The sequence below is a fragment of the Sphingomonas sp. CBMAI 2297 genome (genome assembly GCF_029870595.1).
Taxonomy (GTDB): Bacteria; Pseudomonadota; Alphaproteobacteria; order Sphingomonadales; family Sphingomonadaceae; genus Sphingomonas.
This window is the reverse complement of the sequence record NZ_JAPDIR010000008.1, coordinates 66,593-78,349: the sequence shown is the minus strand read 5'-3', so window position 1 is coordinate 78,349 and position 11,757 is coordinate 66,593. Positions and strand designations below refer to the sequence as shown.

The following is an 11,757-nucleotide window of genomic DNA, read 5'->3' as shown; positions in this document are numbered from 1 at the left end:
GTCGCTACTCCGCCGCGATGGCAGCCTCGTCCGCCGGGACGAGGCTGCTCACCCATTTTTCAGGATTGTCGGGGAAGGCGATCCGCTCGATCGCCTCATCGATGCTCAAACCTTCCGCGATGAGCGCGTCGATCGCGGCGAAGGTTTTGGGGCTCGAAGAGAAGAGGGTCGCCGAATAAGGATCCAGCACCAGACGGCCAACAGCCAAGGTATCAGGCCCTTTGATCATGATGTCGGAATATTCGAAGCCGTTACGCTTCAGTGAACGAAGCAGGGCGTCCGTATAATCGTCCATTTCGAAACGATCGTGCTTCTTGAAGTCCGCGATTGTCTCCGGTTTCTGCTGAAGGATCACGAACCAGTCGGAGTTTTCGAGCGCGGCTATCGAACCGGCCGATTTGTAGTAGTCGTTCAGCGACTGCGTCGCCGTGACGAGGGAGGCGCCATATTTCCGGCATGTGCGCGCATAGGTCTCGATGAAATCGGCCATCGCACCCCCACGGAGCATTTGCCACGCTTCATCGAGAAGCAGCGCCTTTGGAATCGAGCGATCGAGCTTGCGCATCATCTGCTGCGACATGAACATGATCGCCGTGAGGACAACGCTGCGCAGTTCCTCACGCGCGGACAGGTCGGATAATTCGAAGACGGTGAGCTGAGATTTAAGCTCGAACGAAACCTCTCCCTGGAAAAAGCGGCCATAAGTTCCGCCGGATGAGAAGGGTCGCATCGCGATCGCGAGATTGACCGCGAGCCCGTTCCCTGTCGCCTCGAGCGCCTCGATTACCAGATCGATCGAGCCACGGCTTCCGTGCGCTTCCCAGACCTGATTCACCGCTCCGTCGATCAGGCCACGTTCCGTATCGTCGAGTAGATTTATATGCCGCGACATCTGGTTGATGATCGCTTTCAGCATCGCCATGCAGTCGAGAAGATAATCCTCGTCTTCGACAGCCTGCGTTTCGTCGATCATTGAAAACGGATTCAGGCAGAAGCCCGAGCTCATGGTGAACTCGACAAAAGCGCCGCCTTGCAACTTCGCCGAATGCTCGAACGACCGTCCGTCGTCGATCACTACCACGCGCGCCCCGGCGCCGCACAATGAGCCGCAAAGCTCCTGCAACGCCACCGACTTGCCGGATCCCGACTTGCCGAACACCGCGACGTTGTGGTTGCCCGCGCTGTTTTCGAATGGGCTCCAGAAGAAGGGCTGGCCGCGGCGGCCGATGAGTAGCAAATGCGGTATGGTTCCGCCGAGATACTCGCCCTGCAGCGGCGCAAGATTGGCGGCCGTCGTCGTGAGCAGGGTGCGCATCCGCTTCATGCGTTCAAGATCTTTCGACAGACCATTCGCCATCGTCATCGGCATCGCGCAAAGCAGACCCATGACTTGGAGATATCGATCATCGAGCAGGTCCCAGCCTGCGGCTCGGTAGATCGATTTCAGGACGCGCTCGTTGCTGTCGCCCTGCCCTTTGGGCGAGAATGACGTGGCGCTGAAGAATACGCGCACGAGCTTGCGGCCTTGTCGAATTTCCTCGTTGACGTAGCGCCATTCCTGCGACTGTTCGCGGAGTTGAGGCAGAAATCGCGACGACTTGGAATCGGCCAGGCTGGTGGTGCGCATGAACTTGTAGCTGGCCTTGTTGGTTGAGGCCTGCTGGTCGGGAAACTCGATGCAAAGATTGGTCGCGACCGGACAGGGCATGCGCAGCTTGTCGGTGAACATGTCGCCGATCAGCCGCGTCACATCCCACGGCGCCCAACGGCTCGGGAGATTGCGCACCGAGAAGGAGCGCACGTCGAACACGTCCGGATAAATCTCACCGATCTCCGGCGCGCCCTTCAACGTCTTGCCCGTCGGCCGAAAGCGCTCGGTCCGCAGCAGCATCCGGTCCGGCTCGATATGCAGTTCGATGTCTCGGCGGATTGCCTGATCGGCGATGGGATCGAGGGGGTTGTAGCTGACGGCGTCCTCGCCGGCCGCTGTCGTTGGAGAAGTAATGTCGTCGATCCACCCGATAAGGGCTACGGGATCCATCCTGCGCGCCGCGACGTTCACCGACTGGAGCGCGGAAATCAGCCCGTCCATCAGCGAGACGATCTGTTCGACCGTTATGGAGGATGATTCCGGGGTTGAATAGGAGATCGCGACGCGGTGATTGCGCAGGCAGAAGGGTGCATCGGCCGAGAGCGATTCCCAGACGCCATCCGTGAGAAAATCGACCCGATGCTTTGCCATCCGTTCATAGACGCCGCGCGCCGAGTAGCGCGGGACATACCACTTGGACAGGCGCTCTCCTATGCGCGGCGACATCCATTGATGGATTTGAAGACATCCAGGCGCCGGGACGCCTTCGGACATAAATTGCGACAGGATCTCGCCGGTGCGCTCGTCGGCTCCCACGAGTGGCGCGGCTTCGATGACGAAACCCCGTGACGCGCTGTTATAGAAGATTCCCGTCTTGGGATCATAGCTGCGATAAGGCAGCCAGTGCGCCAGCATCGGGATTGAGAGGTCCGGACGCTGCACGTCGGGCCGCTTGGTGTCTCCGAAGATGCCCGACAACAGCTCATCCAGAAAGCCGCGTGCCATTTCATTTATCCTCCGGCACCACGGCAGGGAAACCCGCCGCGCCGATTGTCGGCTGCGCCTTGACGTTCGTTGCAGGAACGCCGCCGGTTTGACCGGCAGCTCGCGCGTCGCTCTCCGCTTGGGCAGCCCGTTCGTGGAATGCCGGAGAGGCCTTGATCCGGGACAGCGCTTCAGCGCCGACCGTCGTCTTCGGAGCGGATACAGGTACGGCGGCGGCGTCGGATACAGGCGGCGTCGACGAACCGTCGACTTTCAGCTTAGAGGCTGGGATCGCTTGCGCCGCTCCATCGACACTTCGGGTCTCCGCTTGCCTCTTGCCGATCTCCCTTGGGATGGGCGTTGGTGTGCGGCCCGCCTTGGGGGCTAGGCGGGCCGCAACGTCGTTCTGGATCGCTTTGACCGGGTCGATGCGCCGAGCGCGCGCCGCGGCGACGACCGCAGGATCGGGAAGATTGGGATCCATGCCCCCGGCCTCGATCGTCGCGAGGTCTGCGCGATCTACGGCATCGGCGAGCGATTCCGGTTGCGGGCCAGCCGCGATGGCGTTGCGATCCGGGATCGATGTCGCGTCGGCCAGCACCTGCTGCTGCCACTCTCCGCTCTGGACCACCGCATGGATCGCGCTCGCCTCATGGAGCCGACCACGCTCATCGATATAGGGTTGGAAAATGATGCGCAGCACGCGCTCTTGCGTGCGGCGAGCATCGAGTGGCGAGACCGGAATTACGTGACTGGACGACGCTGTGCGGGACGGCTTTGACGAGAGGCGGCGGGGCGGCCCGCTCGCTGGCGAGGGGTCGCCAACTGCACCCTGCTCCGCGATCATGGCCAGCGCCCGGTCGTCGATCGAAGCTGACGGTGCGCAGATACCGTCCGGCGCGGCGCACGAGAAGCTCCCCTTCACATTGCTGCCGAAGGTCGCACATCCTCCTAGAAGGCTGAGCGCCGCTAGTGCTGTCGAGCCGCGAAGCAACGGTGCCCGATCGAGCCGCACCGCCTTCACGACTGGCCTCCCCGCAGCCAGGCTTCGAGGAATTCCTTTGGCCGATACCCCTCAAGCACGGCACCATCGCCTCGAACGATGATCGGCGTCGCGTTGAGTCCATGCTCGCGTGCGAACCGTTCATTGGCGTCGAGTCCCTTGGTGTCACACGCCGTCGGCCCCTTGAACGGCTCACCGGCATAGGCGGCGTGCAGCGCCTGCTCCTGATTCTTCGAGCAATAGACACGATCCGCGATATCCCGGCTGCCAAGAACGGAGATCGGCCGCTCGACGACCTTCACATCCATGCCGCGCAACACGTTCGTCAGCGCCCTGCAATAGCCGCAGCGAAAATCGGTGAAGATCGTGACGCTTTGCTTCGCGGTGCGATTGCCCCAGACGATCGCGCCATCAGACGGAAGACCCGACAGGTTCAGAACAACCGGCCGCACCGGCGCGGTCACTTTCCCTGGTTTACCGACAGGCGTCGTCGCCCCGTCGGCTTCTCCCCCTTCGGCGGCCACGGCGTTCGCCTTGGCGGCCCCTCCCACAAGCATATCCGGGTTGATTTCCAGCAGCCGGGCCGCTGTCAGGTCCTGGCGCGTCTCCATATCGTAGACACGGCCGATGATCAGATATCGCGCACCATGATTGACGTAGAAGAGATTTGCGCCGGCCGTTACCTCGCACAGGCCGTCGATCTTCTCGCAGTCAACCTTCGTAAGCGGGGTCTTGGGAAGCCTCGTTTTGAGGAGAAGGCTGACCTTGGCTTCGTCCTTGCCGGCCACGTCAGCTGCAAGGGCAATTCCGGCGATGCAGAGTGCGCCTATCGCCGCCACGACTGGGGCTGGACGCGCGAGCGCGCGGAGCTTTCGCAAACGATCAGTTGCGGACATAGACACCCTCCAAGAAGACAATTTCCACGTCGATGCCGGTCGGCATCTCGATGACGGGTTGATATTGCTCAGCGCGCTCGATCAGATATTTCGAGACGTCCTTGCCGGACTCAGCGGCGCCGCCGCCGAGCGCGCGCAAACCCACGCTGCCGAAGTTCGGCGTGCGATTGAGGCCCCCTTCTCCGTCGGTGCTGATACTTGCGAGCGGCTGATTGAAGGCAGTGTTGAGCGCATTGCCGCCGCCACTGACCAGACCGGCCAGGAAGGCTTGCATCGCCAGTGATCCTTCGCGGCTCACTACCCGGCCGCGCACGCCGGTCTTGCCTCCGAACGCGATGAAGCCTTTCACCTCCGAGACCGCGTAGCGCCCACCAGGCTGGGGGCAGGTCATTTTTTGCAGCTTGACGTAGACCTTCTCGCTCGAAAGTTCGCCGCGCGCGGCGCCGTTGACGAGACAGCCTTCGATCTTCGTCGTGAGGAGCCGACCGTTCTGATAGACTGAGCGCGCCGGGCCAGTGACGCGCAGCACCACCGGCAGCGGATCGGTCTGGCTGTTCACCCCCGCGCTTGCATCGACCCCAACGATCACCTTGGCGCTCGCGAAGCTGTTCGGCGGCAAATAGTTGATGCTGTCGCTGAACGTCGTCGTTCCCTTTGCCACACGGGTCGCATTGCCTGTGTCGGCCGTCTGGAAGCTCACCAACTTTACCTCCGCGCTGGCCGCCATCGGCATCGCGCGACCGGCACCAGGGGCGCCTGGGCTATCCGGACGTTGATAGGCCTGCGTTCCGCCTGGTCCGTACATCGCGCTGGGCCCGGGCGCGGGAGGCGGCGCAGTGCGAGCGGCGGCAACTTCCCGACGCAGCGCTTCATTCTCTTGCTGGTAGGCAGAAAGAACGCGGGAGCCATCCGCGCGCATAGCTTGGTTTTCGCCCTTCAACAGCTCGATCTGCTGCGAGAGCTGATCCATACGCTGCTGCTGGCCGTTGACTGATTTCAGCTGGTTCTCGACCGATTGCATCTGGTTCTCAGAGAGCGCCATCCACTCCTGCTGGTTGAGGTTCTTGTTGACCATGTCCTTGGTTGACACCTGGACCTTGGCCGTCTCGTCGCTGTCGGCGCTGTTCGATTTGTCGTCGTCCCCGAAGATCCAGAAGGATGATGCAACGAGCCCGACCCCGGCTACGCCGGCGAGAAGCATCCGCTGTTTCTTCCGCACGCTTTCGTTCGCAGAGAGATCGGCCGCGATCGGCGAAACCCCCTCCGGATTCTCATCACCACCATCGAGGGGCTCGCGCTTGCGCTTGAGGAAATCGGTCCAGGCCATGTCACTGCCTCCCGGTTTGTGAGACGAGATAGGCCGTCGTGACCTTCCCAGGATCGAGCTTCGGCTCGGCGATCGAGACGGCGAGCGCACTGGTCGGCGCGACCGTCGCCTCGCTCAACGTGATGGGTTCAGGGCCGCGGTTCTCGATGCGCAGCACCCGCCCGGTCAGAGCCGACCCCCGATATTCAGCGATCATTTGGACCTTGAGGTTGCCAACGTAGACCGGCCGCAGCGTGCGCTGGCGCATTTGGTAGCCGTCGGCGACACTGTTCGAATACATGGCCTGGACGAGCTCGACGGCGGCCTCCTGCGGGTTGGCGGCGACCGCCACCTCTGGCGTGCCATTCTCGTCGGACTTCGCTTTGGCGATCGCGGGGTTCGAGATGAACAGCTGCACCGCCTGATCGCCAGCTATCCGGCAGACGATCTTGTAGACATAGCCGCGCTTGCTCGTGGCGAAGAAGGAGAGCGCCGGACGGGTGAAGCCATCGGGCACAGACAGGTAGATATCTCCGCGCACGGGCTCGTTCACGACCGAGAAGTCGTCCTGCGGGTTGCCTGTCGAAATTTTCGAGACCGATGCGAATTCGTCTTCGACAAGGCTGATCCTGGTGAGATCCTTCGCCGAGGCGGCACAGTCCACCTGGCTGCCATCCGCCGCCATGACGGTCTGATCCGCCCATGCCGGCGAGGCGAGCAGGACGAAGCTCAACGCCACCAGCCCGGCGCCCAAGCAACGGCTCAACACGCAGTAGACGCGGGAGAGGAAGACAACGCCGACTGCGGCGCTGCCGATCGCATAGACCGACATCACTGATCCTTTTCCTTGCCGGTCGTCACCATTCCGAAGCCGACAAGCTTCAGCGACAGGCCGGAGTATTGCCAATCGAAGCGGAAGGTTCGACGTTCGTTGGCGACGACCTTGTTGCCGACGATCGTGTGGAGATCGCCCGTAACGGTCGACCACAGGTTCTTCGGGTCGATTTCCATCTGCTGGATGGTGAAGAACTGCGCGATCGATGATCCGCGCTGTTCGTTCACGATCTTCATGAGGTCGGCGCGGATCTTCCCCTGCGCGCTAGGCGCGGTGATATCGAGGACCGATTTCATCCAGTATTCGAGATTCGCCGGGCTGCGGTCGAGCGTCAGCACGGCCGTGTCGCGCGTCACCAGTTCAAGATATTCTCGGCTCACGCCGGCGCTGTTCACGACCAGCGGGGATCCAAGAATTGGCTGAAGGACCACCTCACGGTCGCGAGTAGCTGTGATGAGCGCCAAGATCGCGCAAAGGGCACCCAGGATGCCGGCAATGACCACCAGCATATTGCGCTGTTTGAGGATTCGCTGGCTTTGGGCGTGGGTGTAGGAAATCTCCATCTCAACCCGCCATCAACCGGAGATAGGAGGGTGGCGTGGCCTTCATGCCGGTGAAGCCGGCCGGAAGATGCCAATAGGCCATGTGCAGCAGCCAGGAGGTCGCCCGCCCTGCCTTAGCCTTCTTCAGTCCCCACCAGCCAGCGCCCGCAAGCAACATGCCGATAAGGATATGCTGAGACAGGATACCCCAGACGAATGGAATCACCATCGCCAGGAACTCATCCAGCGTCCACAGCCCGATTAGCTCAGGATCATCCAGATGAGACGGAATGACGTACTTGTCCGCGGCCATAACACCACCCTCCCCCGCAGGCCGACCGAATCTGCTATTCCGGCCGCCCCTTGGACTGTTCAGATCGTTGCGGTGACGGTGGAAGTGACGATCGGAATGCCGGTCCCGGCGCCCACACCGACGCCGACCGGAATTGCGATCTGGCCCATCGAGAAGCGGCCCGATGCCAGCGCGACGATGCCGCCGGCGAGCGACAGGACGGTAATGATCTTGCCGCCCGACCCTTCGAGGAAGTCGGTGAACTTCGTCAGGGCGGTATCGAACGTGGTGTCGGCACCGGCGAAGGCCGGTCCGGCAAGAAGAAGCAGCGCGATCACCAGTGCGATGAGGGCGAGAACCGCCAGCTCCGCACGACCGCTGTACTTGAGGACAGTCTGCATGAGAGTTTCCCTTCAAACGGAACGCGACTGATCCGCGCCCAATCAAAAGGTGGTCAGGTCAAACGGCGGGCGGCAACGAACTTCCCCCCAACCATGTTCGACTCGCGAAAGAATCTTGAACGGTTCAAGGAGGCGCCCCGCCTTGCGGGGCGGCATGCCCCTGCCTGCGGGGCACAATGCCCCAGACGTCGGGGCAAGCCGCCCCCTTTTCCGGGGCAGGCCACTTCCCGAGTCGGCATATGCGCTGATAATTGCCGTCATCGATGGCTCAGGTTAGATTCGCTAACCGGAGTCGGTGAATTCCCGTCGGCCGGGCAGAATTCTTGTCGACGATATGAGCACTCAAGACATGCTGATGAAGGACAGCCTGGTGCAGGTTCGATGACGGGAGATCAGTGCACGCTCGCGCTCAACATTTCGGAGCACCTGTTCAATCTGACGACGGAGAGCCTGCGCCTCCGCTCGAACGAGACCCGATGCTACCAGACCCTTGAGAGCCTGTTGGCGGCGCGTGTCCACTTACCTTGTGCGCTGGAGTCCCACGATCCGAGGACAATTCGCGATCATCTGTCGGCAATACCCACTACCGGTGATATCCGCATCGATCTCACAATCACGAAGTCGAGCGCAGACAGCCTCGATGCAGCAAAACGTCTTATTTCGGAGGGCTTAGGCTCTGAGATCAGCTTGGGCGACACCCTCTCGATCATGCTGTTTCTTTACATTGTCGATCAGAAGGCGGCGAAAATACTTCAGAGAATTGGGCTGGATAGTTCCGCTTGCGTCTCCTCCTCACAGCCCGCCGGCGACGACGATCCGCCAGATAACGTGGTCCCATTCAGATAGTTAACGGCCACGCTGATCGTAACCGCACATCCATGCCGAGGGTTGATTAGTAGCTGCCCCTGTGTTTCGTTTCATACCGAACGTGCAACAGGAGACGGTAATTTGTCATCCTTTGCCCATATCGAGGCCTCGGACGAAGGCTGTTGTTCAGCCGGCGCCGATCAGCGGGACTTCATCCCGCTGATCCTTGAAGCGATGTCGGAGCATGGCATCGGACAGCGTAAGCTGGCGCTCAAGACAGGTATCAGCAAGACCCGCTTAGGACTGTTGCTTCATCATGATCCCGCCAAACGGGCAGCCATGTATCTATTTGAATTCCAGCAGATCCTCGACGCGCTGGACATCAATATCATCCAAGCCATCATCGCCGTAGAGACCTATCGCAATCCAAAGCTCTTCCTTGACGAGCGTTTCCAGACATCAATCGCGATGCTCGCGGAACTCTTCGAGGGTCTGCCGTCGATGCTGGTGGCTGCGCTCGACGAGATAGAGGGCATGGACGGGACCGAAGTGCGCAAGGAATGGGCTGGCCCGCTGCGGCAGGCCGTTGTGGAGAAACTGGTCAAAGAGGTGGGTGCCGTCATGGCGAGACGCGCTCATCTTGCCCACATATCAACGCTGAGCCTTCTGCTCTGGATGTCGGCAATGGCGACGGACTTGTTTGAGCCGCTGCTCCCTAATATGACGTGACCGTCGCCGCTCGGGCTATCGTCGGCCTTTGCAAGACCGACAAAGCCCTCACGTCCTGGGACAAATTCGGTGGCGTGAATCCCAGCAAGCGGCGCCAGTTAAGCAGGACGTTTTCGACGTAGGCCTGTGTCTCGGCGATCCTGGGCAAGGCTCCGTTCCTGATCCGCCCCGGACCGGCGTTATAGGCCGCCAGCGCCAGATGCACCTGTCCGAACCTGTCGAGTTGCTGACGCAGATAGAGAGCGCCACCGCGGAGATTTTGCTCGACATCATAGCGATTCACGCCAAGCCCCGCCGCAGTGTCGGGCATGAGCTGTGTCAGCCCAAATGCCCTTTTTGGGGAAAAGACGCCCGCGTCGTACCGGCTTTCTCTGATGATCATCGCGTCGAACAGGCCGACCGGTATTCCATATTCACAGGCGATGCTGCTCATCATCCCATAGTAGCCGGACCGTCTCAGCTCGGTGCCTGCATCGAGAAACCCGGCAGGTTGATAGCCGTACGCGGGACAGCGAGCCGAAATGCGTCGGGGGGCGGTCGCAAATGCCGCCCCCCCGTTCATCCATTGTGGGATGGCAATCGGAGCCGCCGACAAGCCGGAATCGGTTGGGATCGTGGCGACGCCGACATGCGCGAATGGATCTAAATCCCTTGTCTCGGTTGCGACCGGCAAAGCGGATGCAGCAAAGCTGCTGGCCATTTCAAAGGCTACCCAGCGCCGGCTCAGATCATGCGTTTTAAACGCGGGAGGAAGCGGTGCCGAAGCCAGCGTCTGGACGAGCTCGCCGCCATCCGGATCTGTCCCGGTCGTCAGCGGGATCCCGCCTTGGCGCTTGGTAGGCGCCGCCGCCGTCGACATCACGATGACTTGGGCCGTTCTCGAGGATTTTTCGCTTGGACGCGCACCCGCTTCCGTCGCGCACGATCCGCTGATCAGGGCAGCGCTTATTAGCAGTATCGCTCTCATAACGACCTCCGATTGACCAATCACCGAAGTGGAGATCGAACCGTTTCTTGTTGTCAACCGAGCCGAGCTGGGAAAGCATTTATCGACTATGCTTCGATTGGCAGCCTCATGTGGTTGATTGACCGACACAGCAGCGGGCTCGGTGGCGCCCGTATTCCCTTGCCCCCAACGCTTCAATCCGCGCTGATCCGCTGGTATGTCGGCGAAGGCTCACGCCAAGATGAGGATGCTGGAATCACCTTGGTGCAGCAGGCGCGCATCGGCGGCAAATGGCTTGCCTGCGACTGTCTCGGTGTCGATTGCACTCCGCCTGTTCTTACGCCGGCATTTCTATCGGAGGCCGAGACCTATTATCTGCGTCGCCTCACCAGCGCCAAACGACCGGAGCACGTCGCCACTTGCCCCTTCTTCCGCGACCAAGTCACCAACCGCATCACCCAGACCCGCAACCCGCTGACGCCGGCCGATCCCCCGGTCGGCTATTTTGAGGTGCTCCGCCCTGCGCCGGAGAAGCTGGCACAGCGCCCCGATAACGACGCGAGTGACGATCGCACGCGCAACGCGTCCATACCGCGGCTGGCAAGACTGCTCTGGCGCTTGATGAACAATGCTAGCCTGCACTTGGTGGCGCCATATTCGGAGGATACCGCCGAGCGGACGATCGGCGAGGAATTCAGGGCGCTTACGCGCGCGGCGGCAAAGATTGAGGTGGCGCCAGGCATCGAGCTGGGACGAGTGCTCTGGACACATGGGGACGCCCTGCACAGCAGAAGGGCCCTTGCCGGCATTCGCGAACTCGGCCGTCGATGGCCACGCGGACACGCTCCGCAAGGGTTTCTGGCCCTCTTTGCCAAGGCATTTCAGGGCTCGACAATCTTCCCGGCCGGTTCGGAGCCGATCGACGTCGCGAATCGCGTCCAGTCGCCCTCGGTGCGCGACAATTCGATCCAGGGGCCGTATCTCGTCATTGTTGTAATAGGACAGTATCCAGAAGCTCACGGCTATGCGCCCCTGCGTGCCTATGCCCAACCAATCTATTCGGGCGTGCGGTTCATACCGGTCGAGAGCAATTTCGAGCGGGCAGTGCTGCAAGCGCTTCTCCGCTCAAGGCGCGTTCTCGCACGCGAAGGCGTCGATCTGGCTCTCGAGAAGCCGATCTTTGATCGTCTGACCCCGCTCGGGGCCTGTCGGCCGGATTTTCTTGTAGAAGCGCGCTCGCAGGCGACGGGCGAAATCCGACAGCTTGTGATCCAGGCAATGCCTCGTAACGCTGGCATCGGATCGACGCCGGCTACGCAGCGGGCACTCGAGCAGATCGCCCCCGCCCTTCCGATCACCCCGAGGGATGTTGAGGATGATCAGGTCGCGCGGCTCATCGCCGAAGCGCTGCACCGACTTAACTAG

Annotated in this window: 12 protein-coding genes; 3 read left to right on the top strand and 9 right to left on the bottom strand. The window is 61.4% G+C overall.

What is annotated here, in order from left to right; genetic code table 11:
* Positions 1–4 precede the first annotated feature (4 nt).
* The 8 genes from traC to OMP43_RS12760 are packed head-to-tail and all read right to left on the bottom strand — an operon-like array spanning position 5 to position 7,850.
* Positions 5–2,596, bottom strand: coding sequence for a type IV secretion system protein TraC (gene traC / locus OMP43_RS12795; RefSeq protein ID WP_062787932.1), 2,592 nt, complete (start codon positions 2,594–2,596; stop codon positions 5–7).
* Between the two features lies 1 nt (position 2,597).
* Positions 2,598–3,599, bottom strand: a complete 1,002-nt coding sequence (locus tag OMP43_RS12790; RefSeq protein ID WP_245652755.1) for a TraV family lipoprotein — start codon at positions 3,597–3,599, stop codon at positions 2,598–2,600.
* The gene (locus OMP43_RS12785) at positions 3,596–4,474 is read right to left on the bottom strand and encodes a DsbC family protein (RefSeq protein WP_237364600.1); all 879 of its coding nucleotides are present in this window, start codon (positions 4,472–4,474) and stop codon (positions 3,596–3,598) included. The genes OMP43_RS12790 and OMP43_RS12785 overlap by 4 nt, the downstream gene beginning before the upstream one ends.
* Positions 4,461–5,801 carry a TrbI/VirB10 family protein gene (locus OMP43_RS12780; protein WP_062787937.1) on the bottom strand — a complete coding sequence of 447 codons (1,341 nt, stop codon included), beginning with the start codon at positions 5,799–5,801 and terminating at the stop codon, positions 4,461–4,463. The genes OMP43_RS12785 and OMP43_RS12780 overlap by 14 nt, the downstream gene beginning before the upstream one ends.
* Before the next feature lies 1 nt (position 5,802).
* Positions 5,803–6,615 carry a type-F conjugative transfer system secretin TraK gene (locus OMP43_RS12775; RefSeq protein WP_305082636.1) on the bottom strand — a complete coding sequence of 271 codons (813 nt, stop codon included), beginning with the start codon at positions 6,613–6,615 and terminating at the stop codon, positions 5,803–5,805.
* On the bottom strand, positions 6,612–7,178 hold the full coding sequence (locus OMP43_RS12770; protein WP_062787940.1) for a type IV conjugative transfer system protein TraE: 567 nt from the start codon (positions 7,176–7,178) through the stop codon (positions 6,612–6,614). Before OMP43_RS12770 ends, OMP43_RS12775 begins: the two co-directional genes overlap by 4 nt.
* Position 7,179: 1 nt before the next feature.
* Positions 7,180–7,470, bottom strand: coding sequence for a type IV conjugative transfer system protein TraL (gene traL, locus OMP43_RS12765; RefSeq protein WP_062787941.1), 291 nt, complete (start codon positions 7,468–7,470; stop codon positions 7,180–7,182).
* A 59-nt stretch (positions 7,471–7,529) separates the two neighbouring features.
* Positions 7,530–7,850, bottom strand: coding sequence for a TrbC/VirB2 family protein (locus OMP43_RS12760; RefSeq protein ID WP_062787943.1), 321 nt, complete (start codon positions 7,848–7,850; stop codon positions 7,530–7,532).
* A gap of 381 nt (positions 7,851–8,231) precedes the next feature.
* Between OMP43_RS12760 and OMP43_RS12755 the strand changes: the two genes are divergently transcribed.
* Both OMP43_RS12755 and OMP43_RS12750 read left to right on the top strand, forming a co-directional pair.
* Positions 8,232–8,696 carry a hypothetical protein gene (locus OMP43_RS12755; RefSeq protein WP_174544808.1) on the top strand — a complete coding sequence of 155 codons (465 nt, stop codon included), beginning with the start codon at positions 8,232–8,234 and terminating at the stop codon, positions 8,694–8,696.
* Positions 8,697–8,798: 102 nt separating this feature from the next.
* Positions 8,799–9,386, top strand: a complete 588-nt coding sequence (locus OMP43_RS12750; protein ID WP_174544809.1) for an XRE family transcriptional regulator — start codon at positions 8,799–8,801, stop codon at positions 9,384–9,386.
* Here OMP43_RS12750 and OMP43_RS12745 read toward each other — a convergent pair.
* The gene (locus tag OMP43_RS12745) at positions 9,373–10,353 is read right to left on the bottom strand and encodes a lytic transglycosylase domain-containing protein (RefSeq protein ID WP_280280040.1); all 981 of its coding nucleotides are present in this window, start codon (positions 10,351–10,353) and stop codon (positions 9,373–9,375) included. The two genes, OMP43_RS12750 and OMP43_RS12745, sit on opposite strands and share 14 nt — an antisense overlap.
* Before the next feature lie 108 nt (positions 10,354–10,461).
* Here OMP43_RS12745 and OMP43_RS12740 point away from each other — a divergent pair, with 108 nt between their 5' ends.
* Positions 10,462–11,757: a hypothetical protein gene (locus OMP43_RS12740; protein ID WP_062787946.1), complete on the top strand. Its 1,296-nt coding sequence runs from the start codon at positions 10,462–10,464 to the stop codon at positions 11,755–11,757.

Coding starts and splice junctions, on each gene's coding strand:
- OMP43_RS12770 (WP_062787940.1), bottom strand. CDS start 7,178: ATGGAGATTTCCTACACCCACGCCCAAAGCCAGCGAATCCTCAAACAG.
- OMP43_RS12785 (WP_237364600.1), bottom strand. CDS start 4,474: ATGTCCGCAACTGATCGTTTGCGAAAGCTCCGCGCGCTCGCGCGTCCA.
- OMP43_RS12760 (WP_062787943.1), bottom strand. CDS start 7,850: ATGCAGACTGTCCTCAAGTACAGCGGTCGTGCGGAGCTGGCGGTTCTC.
- OMP43_RS12780 (WP_062787937.1), bottom strand. CDS start 5,801: ATGGCCTGGACCGATTTCCTCAAGCGCAAGCGCGAGCCCCTCGATGGT.
- OMP43_RS12740 (WP_062787946.1), top strand. CDS start 10,462: ATGTGGTTGATTGACCGACACAGCAGCGGGCTCGGTGGCGCCCGTATT.
- traL (WP_062787941.1), bottom strand. CDS start 7,470: ATGGCCGCGGACAAGTACGTCATTCCGTCTCATCTGGATGATCCTGAG.
- OMP43_RS12755 (WP_174544808.1), top strand. CDS start 8,232: ATGACGGGAGATCAGTGCACGCTCGCGCTCAACATTTCGGAGCACCTG.
- traC (WP_062787932.1), bottom strand. CDS start 2,596: ATGGCACGCGGCTTTCTGGATGAGCTGTTGTCGGGCATCTTCGGAGAC.
- OMP43_RS12745 (WP_280280040.1), bottom strand. CDS start 10,353: ATGAGAGCGATACTGCTAATAAGCGCTGCCCTGATCAGCGGATCGTGC.